Origin of the sequence: Variovorax sp. E3 (genome assembly GCF_016082275.1) — a bacterium.
Classification (GTDB): domain Bacteria; phylum Pseudomonadota; class Gammaproteobacteria; order Burkholderiales; family Burkholderiaceae_C; genus Variovorax.
In genome coordinates this window covers 1-16,657 of record NZ_MOWM01000045.1, presented here as the reverse complement: position 1 = coordinate 16,657, position 16,657 = coordinate 1, and the positions used below count along the sequence as shown (strand labels likewise).

Annotated in this window: 11 protein-coding genes and 7 pseudogenes; 4 read left to right on the top strand and 14 right to left on the bottom strand. The window is 69.7% G+C overall.

Annotated features, from left to right (window positions below):
- Positions 1-16 precede the first annotated feature (16 nt).
- Genes recG through BMG07_RS17395 form a run of 3 tightly spaced genes read right to left on the bottom strand, consistent with a single transcriptional unit; the run spans position 17 to position 4,346 of the window.
- Complete coding sequence (gene recG / locus BMG07_RS17405; protein WP_198085623.1) at positions 17-2,152, bottom strand: ATP-dependent DNA helicase RecG; 2,136 nt, start codon at positions 2,150-2,152, stop codon at positions 17-19.
- 11 nt (positions 2,153-2,163) lie between these two features.
- On the bottom strand, positions 2,164-3,654 hold the full coding sequence (locus BMG07_RS17400; protein WP_198085622.1) for a TIGR01777 family oxidoreductase: 1,491 nt from the start codon (positions 3,652-3,654) through the stop codon (positions 2,164-2,166).
- Complete coding sequence (locus tag BMG07_RS17395; protein WP_198085621.1) at positions 3,651-4,346, bottom strand: DUF4166 domain-containing protein; 696 nt, start codon at positions 4,344-4,346, stop codon at positions 3,651-3,653. Before BMG07_RS17395 ends, BMG07_RS17400 begins: the two co-directional genes overlap by 4 nt.
- Before the next feature lie 103 nt (positions 4,347-4,449).
- Between BMG07_RS17395 and queA the strand changes: the two genes are divergently transcribed.
- A complete protein-coding gene (gene queA / locus BMG07_RS17390) occupies positions 4,450-5,493 on the top strand; it encodes a tRNA preQ1(34) S-adenosylmethionine ribosyltransferase-isomerase QueA (protein WP_198085620.1) in 1,044 nt (347 codons plus the stop codon).
- 14 nt (positions 5,494-5,507) lie between these two features.
- Positions 5,508-6,680, top strand: coding sequence for a tRNA guanosine(34) transglycosylase Tgt (tgt, locus tag BMG07_RS17385; protein WP_198085619.1), 1,173 nt, complete (start codon positions 5,508-5,510; stop codon positions 6,678-6,680).
- A 19-nt stretch (positions 6,681-6,699) separates the two neighbouring features.
- Here tgt and BMG07_RS17380 read toward each other — a convergent pair whose 3' ends face one another.
- Complete coding sequence (locus tag BMG07_RS17380; protein ID WP_269759097.1) at positions 6,700-7,068, bottom strand: hypothetical protein; 369 nt, start codon at positions 7,066-7,068, stop codon at positions 6,700-6,702.
- 135 nt (positions 7,069-7,203) lie between these two features.
- On the opposite strand from BMG07_RS17380, the pseudogene BMG07_RS17375 reads away from it, so the two are divergent.
- Positions 7,204-7,979: pseudogene (locus BMG07_RS17375) on the top strand (SDR family NAD(P)-dependent oxidoreductase).
- A 58-nt stretch (positions 7,980-8,037) separates the two neighbouring features.
- Here the strand turns inward: BMG07_RS17375 and BMG07_RS17370 are convergent.
- From BMG07_RS17370 to BMG07_RS17340, 7 genes and pseudogenes are all read right to left on the bottom strand, one after another.
- Positions 8,038-8,430, bottom strand: coding sequence for a DUF3597 domain-containing protein (locus BMG07_RS17370; protein WP_198085618.1), 393 nt, complete (start codon positions 8,428-8,430; stop codon positions 8,038-8,040).
- Positions 8,431-8,490: 60 nt separating this feature from the next.
- Complete coding sequence (locus BMG07_RS17365; RefSeq protein ID WP_269759096.1) at positions 8,491-9,600, bottom strand: serine endopeptidase; 1,110 nt, start codon at positions 9,598-9,600, stop codon at positions 8,491-8,493.
- Between the two features lie 21 nt (positions 9,601-9,621).
- Positions 9,622-10,364 (bottom strand): annotated as a pseudogene (locus BMG07_RS17360) (DUF2145 domain-containing protein).
- A gap of 65 nt (positions 10,365-10,429) precedes the next feature.
- Positions 10,430-10,909 carry a hypothetical protein gene (locus BMG07_RS17355; RefSeq protein WP_198085617.1) on the bottom strand — a complete coding sequence of 160 codons (480 nt, stop codon included), beginning with the start codon at positions 10,907-10,909 and terminating at the stop codon, positions 10,430-10,432.
- A 32-nt stretch (positions 10,910-10,941) separates the two neighbouring features.
- Positions 10,942-11,447, bottom strand: a pseudogene (locus BMG07_RS17350) (YiaA/YiaB family inner membrane protein).
- A 116-nt stretch (positions 11,448-11,563) separates the two neighbouring features.
- A pseudogene (locus BMG07_RS17345) lies at positions 11,564-13,524 on the bottom strand (MFS transporter).
- A 13-nt stretch (positions 13,525-13,537) separates the two neighbouring features.
- Entirely contained in the window at positions 13,538-14,392 is an 855-nt protein-coding gene (locus tag BMG07_RS17340; protein ID WP_198085616.1) for a hypothetical protein, read from the bottom strand.
- Positions 14,393-14,535: 143 nt separating this feature from the next.
- On the opposite strand from BMG07_RS17340, the gene BMG07_RS17335 reads away from it, so the two are divergent.
- Positions 14,536-15,270 (top strand): helix-turn-helix transcriptional regulator, encoded by a 735-nt coding sequence (locus BMG07_RS17335; protein WP_198085615.1) that lies wholly within the window; start codon positions 14,536-14,538, stop codon positions 15,268-15,270.
- A 6-nt stretch (positions 15,271-15,276) separates the two neighbouring features.
- Here the strand turns inward: BMG07_RS17335 and pyrF are convergent.
- The 3 pseudogenes from pyrF to BMG07_RS42300 all read right to left on the bottom strand — a co-directional run.
- A pseudogene (pyrF, locus tag BMG07_RS17330) lies at positions 15,277-16,100 on the bottom strand (orotidine-5'-phosphate decarboxylase).
- Between the two features lie 32 nt (positions 16,101-16,132).
- Positions 16,133-16,429: pseudogene (locus BMG07_RS42305) on the bottom strand (uracil-DNA glycosylase family protein); the annotation flags it as partial.
- A 48-nt stretch (positions 16,430-16,477) separates the two neighbouring features.
- Positions 16,478-16,657 (bottom strand): annotated as a pseudogene (locus BMG07_RS42300) (hypothetical protein); the annotation flags it as partial.

Below are 16,657 nucleotides of genomic sequence, written 5' to 3'. Positions count from 1 at the left end.
GCGCTGAACGCGCGCTTCAGGCTTTCAGGTATTCGGCCTTCGTGCCCAGCCAGCGGTCGATGTGCCGCTGCGCGAGGTCGGGGTGCTTGTGCAGCATCACGGGCGCCAGCTCGCGCGCCCAGTCGAGCAGCAGCGTGTCGGTCGCCAGGTCGGCAAAGCGCAGCAACGGCGCGCCCGACTGGCGCGCGCCCAGAAACTCGCCGGGCCCGCGAATCTCGAGGTCGCGCCGCGCGATCTCGAAGCCGTCGCCCGTCTCGGCCATGGCCTTGAGCCGCGCGCGCGCCGCCTCGCCCACGCGCCCGCTGTCGCCCGGCGCGTAGAGCAGCACGCAGGCCGAAGCCGCCGCGCCGCGCCCCACGCGGCCGCGCAGCTGGTGCAGCTGCGAGAGGCCGAAGCGCTCGGCATGCTCGATCACCATCAGCGAGGCGTTGGGCACATCGACGCCCACCTCGATCACGGTCGTGCTCACCAGCACCTGGATCTCGTTGGCGGTGAACGCGGCCATCACCGCCTGCTTCTCGGACGTGGGCATGCGCGAATGCAGCAGGCCGACCTGAATGGGCTCGCCCAGCGTGCCGGCCAGCTCGTCGCGCGTTTCGGTGGCGTTGCGCAGGTCGACCGCTTCGCTCTCCTCGATCAGCGGGCACACCCAGTACACCTGCCGCCCCTGCGCGATCTGCGCGTGGATGCGGTCGATGACCTCGTCGCGCCGGTGGTCGGCCACCAGCTTGGTGACGATGGGCGTGCGGCCCGGCGGCAGCTCGTCGAGCGTGGACACGTCCAGGTCGGCGTAGTAGCTCATGGCCAGCGTGCGCGGGATGGGGGTGGCGCTCATCATCAGCAGGTGCGGTTCCAGCTCGCCGCCCGCTTTTCCGCGCAGGGCCAGGCGCTGCGCCACGCCGAAGCGATGCTGCTCGTCGATGATGGCCAGCGCGAGGTTCTTGAAGCGCACCTTCTCCGAAATGACGGCGTGCGTGCCGATGACCAGCGCGGCCTGCCCGCTTTCCACGGCCGCCGACATCTCGTCGCGCTCCTTCTTCTTCTGGCTGCCCGTGAGCCACGCCACGCGCAGGCCGCGCGCGGCCAGCAGCGGGTCGAGCCAGCCGACGAGCTTGCCGAAGTGCTGCGCCGCGAGGATTTCGGTGGGCGCCATCAGCGCGCACTGAAAACCCGCGTCGATGCAGCGCGCCGCCGCGAGCGCGGCCACCACGGTCTTGCCCGAGCCCACATCGCCCTGCAGCAGGCGGTGCATCGGGATCGTGCGGTGCAGGTCGGCGGTGATCTCTTCGCCCACGCGCTGCTGCGCGCCGGTCAGGCCGAAGGGCAGCACCGCGAGCAGTTGCGCATGCAGAGAAGTCTCGACAGGCTCGGGGGTCGAAGGCAGCACCGGCGCGCGTTGCGCCGCGCGCTCCATCCGCGCCTGCAGTTGCGACAGCTGCTGCGCCAGCAGTTCCTCGGCCTTGATGCGCTGCCACGCCGGGTGGCTGTGGTCTTCGAGCGCGGCAATGGAAACGTCGGGCGTGGGGTAGTGCAGGAAGCTCAGCGAAGCGCGCAGGTCCCACGCGCCGCGCAGGCCGATCTGCACCGGAATGGTCTCGTCGAGCACGGCGCGCGCCAGGCCCGAGCGCACCTCGCGCCGCAGCACCGGCTGCGCGAGCCCGGCCACGGTCGAGTAGACGGGCGTGAGCGCGTTGGGCAGCGCGGTGCCGGCCGCCTTCACCGTGGGATGCATGATCTGCCGGCCCACGAAGCCGCCGCGCATCTCGCCGCGCACGCGCACCCGCGCGCCGACCGCCAGCTGCTTCTGCTGCGACGGATAGAAATTGAAGAAGCGCAACTGGCAGGTGTCGCTGCCGTCGTCGATGGTGGCGATCAGCTGGCGGCGCGGGCGGTACACCACCTCGCATTCGGTGACCACGCCCTCGACCTGCGCCATGTCGCCGTCGCGCGTGTCGGCCAAGCGCACGATGCGCGTCTCGTCCTCGTAGCGCATCGGCAGGTAGAGCGCGAAGTCGATGTCGCGCACGAGGCCGAGCTTGCGCAACGCGCGCTGCACGAGGCTCAGGCCGGTGCCGGGCGGGCCCGCGGGCGCGGATGCCGGTGCGGCGGCGTTCGCGTCGGTGGTGGGGGACGGGGCTTTCTTGGCGGGCACGGGCAAGACTTCTAGCGCGGACGGCAAAGGTCCGTCAAGGCGCTGCGGGCATCGGGGAACATGAACCGGAAGCCGCCGTGCAGCAGCCGCGCGGGCACGACGCGCTGGCCTTCGAGCAGCAGGTCGGCCTGCTCGCCGAGCAGCAGCTTGACGGGCGCGGCGGGTGTGGGCATCCAGCAGGGGCGGTGCAGCACGCCAGCCGCGACGCGGGTGAATTCTTCCTGGCTCAGCGCGCCGGGCGCGGTGAAGTTCCATGCCTGCGCGGACGCCGGGGCTTCGGCCTTTTCAGCCACGCTCCACACATGCGCCATCGCACGGATCAGGTCGTGCACATGCACCCACGACAGCCACTGCCGCCCGCTGCCGAGCCGCCCGCCCATGCCGAGCTGGATCGGCATCAGCAGTTGCGGCAGCGAGCCCTGGTGGCCCAGCACGAAGCCGAAGCGCATGCAGGCCACGTGCACGCCATGCGCCACGGCCGACCGCGCGGCCTGCTCCCAGCGCTGGCACAGCCGCGACATGAAGATGTCCTGCGGCGGTGCGTCTTCGGCGAGCGCCGTGGCGTCGCCCTGCGGCTGCACGCCGTAGTAGCCGATGGCGGAGCCCGAGAGCAGCAGCCACGGCTTGCGCGGGCGCGTCGCGATCCACGCGACCAGCTGCTGCGTCAGGCCTTCGCGGCTTTGCAGCAACTGCTTCTGCCGCCGCTCGCTCCAGCGCTGGCCGAGGATGCGCGCGCCCGCGAGGTTGATGACCACGTCGATGTCGTCGGCCGCCGGAACTTCGCCCAGCGATTGCACGCAGCGCACCGCGCCGCCGAAGCCCCATGCGGCGCCGCGCGCGTCGCGCGTCCAGACCGTCACCGCATGCCCGTCGGCCACCAGGTGGCGCACGAGGAGCTGCCCGATGAAGCCGGTGCCGCCCGTGACCAGCACGCGCCGCGGCGTCGCGCCGAAACGCACGGGCGCCTCGACCGCGCGCGTCTGCGCCTGCGATGCGCGCTTGAAGAGCGCGCGCGCCGCGAAGCCGTCGCGCAGCCCCGAGAGGCCCACGCCCACGCCGCACAGCGCAAGGAACGCGCCGAGCCAGCCCTGCGGCTGCCACACCATCGCGGTCGGCTGCGCGGCCCAGCCGGCCGCGCTCATCGCCAGCAACGCGATGAACGCGCCCGCGTTGATGGCCAGCACCGTGTGCGTGACACGCTCGGTCGGCGGCAGCAGGCGACTCCCGTCCTCGACCACGAAGTCCCACAGCGTGAGCACGATCTCGACGCTGAACACCGCGAGCAGCACCCAGGCCCACGCGCCATGCCAGGCCCACGACGACAGCCCGATGAACAGCGCGCAGTAGATCGACGAGCGCGTGGCGTGGATCGCGAGCTCGCGGCCCGCCGTGCCGCGCCGCGGCAGCGCCTCGGTGCCCTCGTGGTGATAGAGCGTGTCGAACGCGCCCAGCGCGCCTTGCGCCGCCATGAGTTGCAGCGCGAGCAGGTGCGTGTCGATCATGCGGACACCGCCTTCTTGCCCGGCTCCGCGATCTCCTCGAACACGCCGACCTGCGTGAAGGTGGTGCCCATCAGGCAATGGCGGATCTCGATGCGGATGTTGAAGCGCTCGGGCGTCTCGTTGTGGTGCCAGAGAAAAGTCTTGCCCGGCGTGAGCACGCCCGGCAGTGGAATGCGCCAGCCGAACACGTCCCAGAAGTAGCCGTCGCTCTGGAAATGCAGGCTGCCGTTTTCCACGCTCAGCACCAGCTTCATGCCCAGGCCCATGCCCACGTACTCCAGCACCTCGCCGCGCTCGCTCTCGCGCATGAAACTGGTGAACTGGATCGGCTTGCGGCCATGCAGGCGGTAGATGCGCTGCTTGTAGATGGCCGGGTCCCGCGGCTTGGCGTAGACCTGGATCTCGACCGGGAAGTCGGCGTCGCTGTAGGGAATCAGCGCGCCCTGGATCATCGGCTGCGTGAGGTGGCCCAGCAGCTTGCCGAAGCGCGAGCAGCGCAGTTCGCTGAGCGCGCCCAGGTAGTGCAGCGCCTTGCCCGGCGAGGGGTTCTTGTCGAAGCGGCGGCGGATGTCGGGGTGCAGGCCTTGCCAGGCGCTGCCGAGGATCTTCTTGAAGAGCTCGCCTTCGGAGGGACCGGGCTTGACGCCGGCTTCGGGCCCCGATGAAACGCGTGCTGCTTGTGAATCGACCATGCGCCGATTCTGCTTGGCAACCCCGCGAAACCAGGCGGCTTTCGCGGCATGGGACAATCCCGGCCGTCTTCCTTGGAACGGGCCCGTCCGGCCCTCAAGCACCATGCGCGCCTTCACGCTCTCCGATTTCGATTTTCTCCTGCCACCCGATCTGGTGGCGCAACACCCGGCCTCCGAACGCACCGCCTCCCGTCTGCTCGACGGCACAGGGCCCGCCCCGGTCGACCGCATCTTCAAGAACCTGCCCTCGCTGCTGCGCGCGGGCGACCTGCTGGTCTTCAACGACACGCGCGTGGTCAAGGCGCGCCTGTTCGGCGAGAAGCCGACCGGCGGCAAGCTCGAACTGCTGGTCGAGCGCGTGCTGCAGGGCCACGAGGTGGTCGCGCACATGAAGGTCAGCAAGAAGCCGCCCGTGGGCACCACGCTCGAGATGGTGGGCGGCTTTCGCGCCACGCTGCTCGGCCGCTGGCCCGAGGAAGACGGGGCGCTGTTCCGCTTCGGCTTCGAGAGCGACGCGGGCGAAGACCCGTATGCGCTGATGCAGCGCTGCGGCCACGTGCCGCTGCCGCCCTACATCACGCACACCGATTCGGCCGACGACGAAAGCCGCTACCAGACCGTGTTCGCGCGCGTGCCCGGCGCCGTGGCCGCGCCCACCGCCGCGCTGCACTTCGACGAAGGCCTGCTGGCCGAACTCGAAGCGCGCGGCGTGCAGCGCGCCAGCGTCACGCTGCACGTGGGCGCGGGCACCTTCCAGCCGGTGAAGACCGAGAACATCGCCGAGCACACGATGCACGCCGAGCGTTATGAAGTGCCCGAGGCCACGCAGCGCGCCATTGCCGAATGCAAGGCGCGCGGCGGCCGCGTGGTGGCCGTGGGCACGACCACCGTGCGCACGCTGGAGTCGTGGGCCAAGAGCGGCGAGGCCTCGGGCGACACGCGCATCTTCATCACGCCGGGCTTCGTGTTCGAACACGTCGACCTGCTGGTGACGAACTTCCACCTGCCCAAGAGCACGCTGATGATGCTGGTGTCGGCCTTCGCGGGCTACGAGCGCGTGATGGGGCTGTATGCGCATGCCATTGCGCAGGGCTACCGCTTCTTCAGCTATGGCGATGCCATGCTGCTGGCACGACAACAAGATTGAAGGCGACGACCACCATGCTGAACTTCGAACTCCTCAAGACCGACCCCGACAGCCACGCGCGCCGCGCCACGCTCACGCTCAACCACGGCAAGGTGCAGACGCCGATCTTCATGCCCGTGGGCACCTACGGCACGGTCAAGGGCGTGATGCCGCGCAGCCTCGAAGAGATGGGCGCGCAGATCATCCTGGGCAACACCTTCCACCTGTGGATGCGCCCCGGCCTGGACGTGATGGAAAGCTTCGGCGGGCTGCACCAGTTCGAGAAGTGGGACAAGCCCATCCTCACCGACTCGGGCGGCTTCCAGGTGTGGTCGCTGGGCGCGATGCGCAAGATCAGCGAAGAGGGCGTGAAGTTCGCGTCGCCCGTCAACGGCGACAAGCTGTTCCTCACGCCCGAGGTCTCGATGCAGATCCAGACCGTGCTCAACAGCGACATCGTGATGCAGTTCGACGAGTGCACGCCCTACGACACCAAGGGCCACATCACGACCGAGGCCGAAGCGCGCATCTCGATGGAACTGAGCCTGCGCTGGGCCAGGCGCTGCCAGGCCGAGTTCGCGCGGCTGGAGAACCCGAACGCGCTGTTCGGCATCGTGCAGGGCGGCATGTTCGAGAACCTGCGCGAGGAGTCGCTCGCGGCGCTGGTGGACATGGACTTTCCGGGCTACGCCATCGGCGGCGTGAGCGTGGGCGAGCCCAAGGAAGAGATGCTGCACATCATGGGCCACACGCCGCACCGGCTGCCCGCGAACAAGCCGCGCTACCTGATGGGCGTGGGCACGCCCGAGGACCTGGTGCAGGGCGTGGCCGACGGCGTGGACATGTTCGACTGCGTGATGCCCACGCGCAATGCGCGCAACGGCACGCTTTTCACGCGCTTCGGCGACCTGAAGATGCGCAACGCGCGCCACAAGAGCGACCCGCAACCCATCGACCCGAGCTGCACCTGCCACGCCTGCGCGGGCACCTCGGGCGTAAGCTGGAACGACGGCGGGCGCGAGGGCTTCAGCCGCGCCTACCTGCACCACCTGGACCGCTGCGGCGAAATGCTCGGGCCGATGCTCACGACCATCCACAACCTGCACTACTACCTGAACCTGATGACGGAGATCCGCGCGGCGCTGGACGCGGGCACGTTCACCGAGTTCCGCGCCCGCTTCAAGGCCGAGCGCGCACGCGGGGTCTGACCAGATCCGGCCGCGGGCGCTACTTCATCGGCTGGATCGGCAGCGGCGTGGCGTAGGGCTCGATGCGCAGCAGCTCGTTCCTGAAGACGACGATCTGCTTGAGCGGCGCCTGCACCAGCGCGCCGCCGGCGTCCTTGTGCGAGGCGTATTGCCACAGCGTGAGCTGGCCCTTGGCCGCGAGCTGCGCGGCCAGCCGCTCCACGGCGGGGCCGGTGCCCGCGCCGAGCTGGGCCGCGTCGACACCGACGATCACCTCGTCGCGCGGCGACACCACCTTGAAGAGCTGCACGGGCGCCGGCGCCTGCGCGCGCACGGAGCGCACCGCCAGCGCGGCCGGCAGCAGCATGAGCCCGAGGAAGACGCCGCGGCGGGGAAAGGTGTTCGTCATGCCCGCAAGCGTAGCCACGCGCCCGCGCGCCGACCATTCGCCGGAAGCCATACACCGGCCGGTCGCCCCGCGTTCGCCGGGGAGGCGTTCATCCGGTACGCTTGCCGCCTGTTCCCACTGCTGTTGCCGCACGCCATGACCAACGCATCCACCCCCTACACCGCCCGCTACCCCTCGCTGGCGGGGCGCACCGTGTTCATTTCCGGCGGTGCCAGCGGCATCGGCGAATCGCTGGTGCGGGCCTTTCACGCGCAGGGCGCGAAGGTCGGTTTCTGCGACCTCGACAAGGCCGCGGGCGATGCGCTGGCAACGCAGCTGCAGGGCGAGCACCCGGCGCTGTTCGTGGCCTGCGACGTGACCGACACCGCCGCGCTGGCCGCCGCCATCGACGCGGTGCGACAGCGCTTCGGGCCCATTGCCGCGCTGCTGAACAACGCCGCCAACGACCGCCGCCACGAAATGGCCGACGTGAGCAGCGACGACTTCGACCGCCTCGTGGCCGTCAACTTCAAGCACCAGTCTTCGCCGCGCAGGCGGTGGCCGACGACATGCGCGCGCTGGGCGGCGGCTCGATCATCAACTTCGGCTCGATCAGCTGGATGATCAAGGGCAAGGGCTACCCGGTGTACCAGGCCTGCAAGGCGGCGGCACAGGGCCTCACGCGCTCGCTGGCGCGCGACCTGGGCAAGCAGAACATCCGCGTCAACACGATCGTGCCGGGCTGGGTCATGACCGAGCGGCAGATCAAGCTGTGGGTCAAGCCCGAATCGGGCGCCGAAATCGACGCGGCCCAATGCCTGCCGGGCCGCGTGATGGCCGGGGACATCGCGGCGATGGCGCTCTTCTTGGCGGCCGACGACTCGCGCATGTGCACCGCGCAGGACTACGTGGTGGACGCGGGCTGGACCTGAAACGACAAAGCCCGGCGAACCGGGCTTCGTGATGCTTGCCGAGGCAGGCGCTGGAGAATCAGTCGCGCAGTTCGGCGGGCACGGTGCCGCCGTTGGCGGCCAGCTTGGTCATGACCTGGCGGTGCAGCCAGATGTTCATCTTGGCGCTGTCGCTGGTGTCTTCGCCGTAGCTCAGTTCGGCGGCCAGCTGCTTGCGTGCGTCCAGGCTGCTGTCCAGGCCCAGCAGCTTCATCAGGTCGACGATGGAGGTGCGCCAGTTCAGGTTGCTCGCACCGGGCATGCCGTCGAGCACGGCGGCCACGTCGCCCAACGCAATGGCGGGCGGGGGCGCGGCCACGACGGGCGCGGGTGCATCGGCTGGAGCCGCGGCGGTGGGCGCCGGGGCGGCGGGGGCCTCAGCGGCCTTGGCGCCCGGGAAGATCTTGGAAAGGATGCTGCCGAAAATGCTCATGCTTTAGCTCCGTCTGGGGTTGGGAATCCGCCGTTGTAGCACGGCCTTGCGGCGCTCCGGCTACAACGCGTGTCCAGGCGGGCCCGGCGTGAATAAATTGGCAGCCTCCGGCCGCTCGCGCGGCGCGGTGTCCGACGCGTGGGCCGGTGTGCCGCACGCATGGCAGAACTTGGAGAACGCGCTCTTGCGCGTCTCGCACAGGCCGCAGTGGTCGAACAGGCCGATGCCGCAGTGCGGGCAGAAGTCGATGGCCTCGTTCTTCAGGTCGATCGGCCGCTCGCAGCCGGGGCACACGCTCTTGCCCAGGCGCGCGAGCGCCGTGTCGTAGCTGAGCTCCTCGCGCCGCACCTGGTCGGGCTGCTGCTCGGCGAGCTTCTGGCGCGCCAGGTAGCTGTTGAGCGCGACGATGGCATAGCGCCCCACCAGCACCGTGAGCACGATGCCCACCACGTAGCGCACATAGCCGCCGTAGCTCGGCAGGTAGGGCACCAGCTCGACGAAGAACGCGAACAGCGCAAAAAAGATGAAGCCCCACACGAAGGGCCAGTACGTGCTCTTGCGCTTCTTCGCGAACAGCCAGCCGGCCACCACCAGGAGCGGCAGCGTGAGCGCCAGCCGGTAGAGAAACACGCGCAGCTCGATGCGGCGGTACTCGGCGTCGAGCTTGACCTGCGCGTCGCGCTCCAGGTCGGCCAGCGACGTGCGCGCGCGCTGCTCGGCCTGGCGCGCGTCGAGCATGATCTGCTGCTGCGCGTTGGCCTGGCGCTGCACCGCTTCTTCCTTCTGCTTGAAGGCGTCCAGCGCCCTGGTGCGCGCGATGAGCTCGGTGTCCTGGTCGGGCTGCGCGGTGGCGCGGCGCGTGGCGAGCCAGTTGCCGAAGGTCTCGCGTGCATTGGCGTTGGCCTGCTGCGCGGCCTGCAGCTGCAGCCGGACCTGGTCGAAGTCGCGCGCGGCCTGCAGCTCGGCCGCCTCCGAGGCGTGGATGGTGGCGCGCAACGGGTCGGCCGCGCGCTTGTCGATGAAGTCGTCGATGCCGCGCACGCGCTCGACCTGCGGCAGGTCGCCCACGACCGTGCTGCCCAGGCCGATCAGGAAGCCTGCGAAGACCAGCGCCACCAGCCAGAGGCCGCGGCGAAACCATTTTTCGGAAAGGCGAAGGGATTTGCTCATGGCTTTGCTCCTCGGCTGTTGTTATTGAAGTTTCAGCGTCACCGGCGCCGCACTCAGCCCGGCGCGCGGCAGCCATGCGAACACCGAGTCGACGGTCACCGTCTCGATGCGGTCGCTGAAGCGCTTGTCGTTCGGGTGGTCGTCGAAGGCAATGTTGGCCGAGCCCACGCGCCCGCCCAGCCGCGTGAGCGGGCCCAGCTTCAGCGTGGTCGGCACGTAGCCCTTGAACTGCATCCAGGCCTGCGCCTGCGCACGGCTGTCGACGGTGGCGGGCTCCATGGCGGCGGCCAGCGTTTCAACGGCCCACTGGTTCGACTGCTGGTACTTCTGGCCCCAGGCGTAGCTCACGATGCTGTAGGGCGCGGTGTGCAGCCGCACGATGCGCGCGGGCGACTCGTTCAGCGCGGCCACGAGCTGCGCCTGCACGGCGGGCGTGGGCACGACCCACGCGGCCTCGTAGCGCCACAGGTCGTCGAGGAAGAACTCGCCGAGCCCCTGTCGGTACACCTGGGCCACGGCGGTGCCGCACTGGTTGAGCTTGTGCACCACGCGCCACGGGCCGCGTCGGTCTTGTAGGCGATGCCCAGGTGCGAGTAGCGCAGGCCGTACTTGCTCAGGTCCTGCCCGGCGCGCGCGAGGATGACGACGCGCGCGCCGCTGGCATCGAGCGCCTGCGAGGTGCGCTCGGCCAACTCCATGCCCTTGACGATCACCGCGGGCGTGGGCTTGGCCTGCTCGCACGAGCGGCCGGCGTGCGCCTGCATCGGCAGGGCCGTCGCAAGCACGAGCCCGAGGACGGCAGCGGCCGCGATCGCCGGATGCCCGCGCTTCATGACAACCTCTCGTTGTGCAGCAGCGCGCGGCCGATGGCGTTGGGCACGAAAGCCAGCACCTCGCCGGCGGCCGACAGCACCACGCCCGAGCCGATCACGCTGACGACGACGCTGGTGCCCACCGCGTTCGCCACGCCGCTGGCGGCGCGCCCGGCGACCTTGATGCTGGCGCGCGCGCCGTCCGAGGCGCGCTCGAGCACGTAGACCGTGCCGTCGGCCGAGGCCTGCACCGCGACCACGGTGAGCGTCGAGCCGCCCACCGACAGCGCGACGGGCAGCGCCACGGCGGCGCCGACCGAGGCACCGACCGAATCCGCCGAGGCGCCCACGGCCGAGGCCGTGACGAGGACGGAGGCGACGGGCATCAGCGAGATGGCCATCGAGGCATCGCTCTGGGCCTGGGCTTGCAGGGGCGCCGCGACGCCGGCGAAGGCGGTGCATGCGGCGACGAGGACGGCGGCGATCGAGTTCTTCATGGTGTGCTTTCGTTCGTTGGTACGAAGGGATGTCATTCGGCGGTGGTTGCTACCGCGGCGGCTTCGGCGCGGGCCAGGCGACGGCCCTGCAGGCGGGCTTCGGCCATGTCGGCCTCGTGGCGGTCGCGCAGGGTCTTGGCCAGCGTGAAGGCCGAACTGATGAGGAACAGCCAGCTCACGCCCAGGAAGGCCTTGTAGGCGTCGTTGATCTCCATGCGCACGAGGCCCCAGCCCGTGAGGCCCATGGCGGTGAAGAAGCTGCCCCAGACCACCAGGCGCCACATCGGCACGTCGCGGCCGGCGCTATGGCCCGCGTCGGCCTGCTCGCCGTCGCGGATGAACTTGGCCAGCATGAAGGCGGTGCTCAGGCAGAACACATAGCCCATCACCATGACGCCCGGTCCAGCGCCTGCCCCGGCAGCCAGCTCAAGCCGGTGGCGCACAGGAAGACGGCGATCGCGAAGGAGGCCCAGGTCTGGAACTGCCAGGCCCGCGAATCGCGCTGGATGGAAACGGTCGTGGATATCAGGGGTTGCATGTGTGCCTCGCGGCGTAGTGAAGGTGAACGGATGATCGTTCGCCCCCGCTGCGCGAGGCTTGAATGCTTGCACCGGTGGCAGTTTGCGGCGCCTCCGGTATCTCAGTGCGCTACTTTTACGCGCCGAGCAGGCCGCTCACGCGCTGGCGCAGCGACTCGGGCTGCACCTCGGCCGGCGGCACGGCACCGCCGACGTTCAGGCCCACGCGGCTGAAGAAGCCGCGGCGAAAGGGCTTGGCCATGGCCACGCGCTCGCCGCCGCGCAGCTCGATGCGGCTGAAGTACGAGCCCCAGAGGTTGGTCAGCGCCATCGGGATCACCGGCGGCTCGAGGCCTTCGCGCGCGCGCTTTCGACGATCTTCATCACGCCGCCCTTGAAGGGCTGCAAGGTGCCGTCGCGCGTGATCGCGCCCTCGGGGAAGATGGCGAGCAGGTCGCCCTCGCGCAGCACGTCCAGCGCCTTGGCAAAGGCCGCTTCGTAGGCCGCGGGGTCTTCCTTCTGCGGCGCGATCGGAATGGCCTTGGCCAGCTTGAACAGCCAGCCCAGCACCGGCACCTTGAAGATGCGGTGGTCCATGATGAAGCGAATGGGCCGCGGGCTGGCCGCCATCAGCAACACCGCGTCGATGAAGCTCACGTGGTTGCACACCAGCACGGCCGCGCCGTCGGTGGGAATGTGCTCGTCGCCCTTGATGTCGAAGCGGTAGACGAAGCGCGACAGCACCCAGGCCACGAAGCGCAGCATGTACTCGGGCACCAGCATGAAGATGTAGAACGCCACCACCGCGTTGGCGATGCCCGTGAACAAAAAGATCTGCGGAATGGTGAAGCCCGCGCCCAGCAGCGCGCCGGCAATGACCGAGCTGCCGATCATGAACAGCGCATTGAGGATGTTGTTGGCCGCGATGATGCGCGCGCGGTGCGTGGGCTGGCTGCGCAGCTGGATCAGCGCGTACATCGGCACGCTGTACAGGCCCGCGAACATCGACAGCAGCGCCAGGTCGGCCATCACGCGCCAGTGGGCGCCCTGGTGCACGAAGGCGCCGATGCCCATCTCGGGCACGTGCGGCAGGCCGCGCGAGGCAAAGTACAGGTCGATGGCGAACACGCTCATGCCGATGGCGCCCAGCGGCACCAGCCCGATCTCGACCTGCCGGCGGCCCAGCGTCTCGCACAGCAGCGAGCCGACGCCGATGCCCACCGAGAACACCACCAGCAGCAGCGAGGCCACCTGCTCGTCGCCGTGCAGCACTTCCTTGGCGAAGCTGGGGAACTGGCTCAGGAACACCGCGCCGAAGAACCACATCCACGAAATGCCCAGCAGCGAGCGGAACACCACGATGTTCTCGCGCGCGAGCTTCAGGTTGCGCCAGGTCTCGCTGATCGGGTTCCAGTTGATGACCAGCCCGGGGTCGGTGGCCGGCGCCGGCGGAATGGCCTGTGCCACGCCGCGCCCCACCAGCGCGAGCAGCACGCAGGCCACCGCCACCGTCGTGTGGCCGATCTGCGGCAGCGCCACCAGCAGCCCGCCCGCCACCTGCCCCAGCAGGATGGCGACGAAGGTGCCCATCTCGACCATGCCGTTGCCGCCCGTGAGCTCGCGCGCGTCGAGCACCTGCGGCAGGTAGGCGAACTTGACCGGCCCGAACAGCGTGGAGTGCAGCCCCATGAGGAACACGCAGGCCAGCAGCGTCACCGCGTCGGCCCGCACGAAGCCCCAGGCCGCGAGCAGCATGATCGCGATCTCCAGGTTCTTGACGAAGCGGATCATCTTCGTCTTGTCGAACTTGTCGGTCAGTTGGCCCGAAGTGGCCGAGAACAGCAGGAACGGCAGGATGAACAGCGCCCCGATCACCAGGCCCGCCATGGCCGGCGGCATCCAGCTGAGCTGCAGCTGGTAGGTCACCATCACGGTGAAGGCGAACTTGAACAGGTTGTCGTTCGCGGCCCCTGTGAACTGGGTCCAGAAGAAAGGCGCGAAGCGCCGCTGCTTGAGGAGCGCGAACTGGTTGGCGTGCGCGTTCGCCTCGTGAGGCGCGGATGTCGCGGGGGCTGCAGCAGCGGCGGGGGTTGTCATTCGAAGGCTTTCCTCAGGCCGCTACGGCGGCTGCGCCCGGATTGTGCCGCAGCGCGGCTTGCCAGCGCATCTCGAGTTTGCGCAGCGCCAGCACCACCGGCAGTCCCGCGAGCGACGCCGTCAGGTGCTTGAGCGTATGGCCCGACACGGTCTGCTGCGTGAACTCGTAGATCGGGTGATCGGCCAGCTCGAAGCCCTTGGCCAGCACGTAGAAGAAGATCACCCAGCCGAGCTTGAGGCCGACCGATTTGCGCATCGGCGTGGCCAGCGCCAGCGTCAGCACCAGCGCCATGCCGCCGAACTGCACCAGCGCCCAGGGCAGGACGTTGCCGGTTTCCTGGAACACCTCGGCCGAGAGCAGGCCGGCCGTCAGCACGAACCACGCGGCGGGCCAGCCGGCGCGCTGGCTCACCCGCTCGCAGACCGCCACGCCGATCAGGCCCGCAAAGGCCACGGCCATGCCGGCGCGGTCGGCCGCCAGGCGGGGGCCGTCGGGCAGCAGGTGGTAGAAGGCCGAGCCGGCGGCGGTGGCGATCAGGCCGGCGAAGAACAGCCAGGCGCAGTCGAGCGTGTTGTCGGGCGGGTCGCTGGCGGGCGGCGTCAACGGAAAGACCGACAGCGCCTGCTGGTGCGAGCGGTCGATGCGGTTCAGCCGGTACAGGCCCCAGACGCCGATCACCACGAAGGGGATGTTGCTCAGCACGTCCATGGCGTTCGGCAGGCCGTGCCAGGCGCGGTCGTCGGCGAACACTGAGGCGATGGCCACGTCGGCGGCGGGCAACGCCGGGCCGAAGAAGGCAATGGCCGTGAGCAGGAACAGGGTGAACAGCAGGCCGCGTTCGCGGCGGCTGAGAGAGGGCAGAAGCATGGGGCGGTCCTCGGTGGTGGGTGACGAGCGGCGGAATTTAGGGCCGCGCCGCCCGCCAGGCATCGAGAATCGATACGAGGTATTAATTCACACCCAACGGTATCTCCGCCCGATACTTCCTGGCGCCCGTGTACGCTTCAGCGATGAGCACCACCGTCGACCTCGTCCAAGCCCTCAAGAACGAACTCAAAAGCGCCCGCATGACCTACGCCGACCTGGCGCGGTCGCTGGACATGGCCGAATCCAGCGTCAAGCGCATGCTGGCCAAGAGCGACATGCCGCTGTCGCGCGTGGACGCCATCTGCCGTGCGCTGAAGATCGATTTCGCCGAACTCGCCCGCCGCGTGGCCGACGCCCAGCCGCTGCTGAAGGAGCTGACGCACGAGCAGGAAAAGGCCGTGGTCAAGGACAAGAAGCTGCTGCTGGTGGCCATCAGCGTGCTGAGCCAGTGGACGCTGGAGCAGATCGTGGCCTCCTACCGTATCAGCGAGGCCGAGTGCATCGGCTGCCTGGCGCAGCTGGACCGCATCGGCATCATCGAGTTGCGCCCGCTGAACCGGTATCGCCTGAAGCTGGCCAAGACCTTCCGCTGGCGGCCGCACGGCCCGGTGATGGAGTTCTTTCGCGAGAACGTGGTGCTCGACTACTACCGGGGCGGCTTCGACGGCCCGGCCGAGGGGCTGCTGCTGGTGCACGGCTCGATCAGCCGCTCGCTGGCGCCGGCCTTCCTGGAGCGGCTGCAGCGCGTGGCGCAAGACTTTGCGCAGCAGCACCAGACCGACCAGAAGCTGTCGGCCAAGGACCGCGAGGGCTACACGCTGCTGCTGGGCATGCGCAACTGGGAGTTCGAGGCCTTCACCCGCCTGCGCCGGAACTGAAGCCGCTCAGGGCTTGGCGGCTTCGAGCGCGTCGCGGGTCGCCCGGGCGGCATTGCGCGCCGCCTCGGCGAAATCTTCGCCCGACGAGGCGTAGCAGATGGCACGCGACGAGTTCACGATGATCGGCGCGTCGGGGCGCCAGCCGGCGCGCACCGTGGCCACGGCGTCGCCGCCCTGGGCGCCGACGCCCGGAATCAGCAGCGGCACGGTCGGCGCGAGTTCGCGCACGCGCTCGATTTCCGCCGGGTAGGTCGCGCCCACCACCAGCCCGAGCTGGCCGTTGAGGTTCCACGGGCCCTGCGCCAGCCTGGCGACGTGCTCGTACAAGAAAGGCTGGCCGTCGACGTCCGCCAGGCGCTGGCCTTGCAGGTCGGAGCCGCCGGGGTTGCTGGTGCGGCACAGCAGGAAGGCGCCCTTGCCCTCGTGCTTGAGGTACGGCGCCACCGAGTCGAAGCCCATGAAGGGCGACAGCGTGACGGCGTCGGCGCCGTAGCGCTCGAAGGCTTCCAGGGCGTACTGCTCGGCGGTGGAGCCGATGTCGCCGCGCTTGGCGTCGAGGATCACGGGCACGTCGGGCGCGTTGCGGCGCATGTGTTCCATGAGCTGTTCGAGCTGGGCTTCGGCGCGGTGGGCCGCGAAATAGGCGATCTGCGGCTTGAAGGCGATGGCCAGGTCGGCCGTTGCGTCGACGATGCGCGCGCAGAAGTCATAGATGCGGCCGGCGTCGCCCTTGAAGGCGCCCGGGAACTTGGCTGGCTCCGGATCGAGCCCGACGCAAAGCAGGGAACCGTTTTTTGCTGTGCGGCGGCCAGCTTGTCGAGGAAAGTCATGGGCCGTGATTTTAGGCGGCCGCTTCCGACCCTCAGCCGGACGCAGGCGTGTGCTGCTCGGCGGCCAGGCAGAGGTCGGCCCAGGCGCGGGCCTTGTCGGCCGGATTGCGCAGCAGATAGGCCGGGTGATACGTCGCCACCACCTGGGCGTCGCCGGTGCCCAGCGGCACGGCGCGGCCGCGCAGCTTGCCCAGCGGATCGGCGCTCTGCATCAGGCTTTGCGCGGCCAGCGGGCCCATGGCCAGCACCACGCGCGGCGCCAGCGCGGCGGCGTGTTCGCCGAAGCTCGGGCATCGGGCGCGGGCTGCCGGGCTGGCCGGCGGCCACGCCGCGGTGGGTGCGCACGAGGTGCACGGGCGTCTTGCCGTCGTGCAGCTTCAGGGCGCGCAGCATGTTGTCGAGCAGGCGGCCGCGTCGCCCGCGAAGGGCTCGCCGTGGCGGCCGTCGGCCTCGGGCGGCATGTCGGCGACGACCAGCCAGCCGCCCTGCGCCGGGGTTTGCGCGCCGGCCTCGGCATAGAGGCGGCAGGGCGCGTCGACCAGCACGGCGGCGACTTG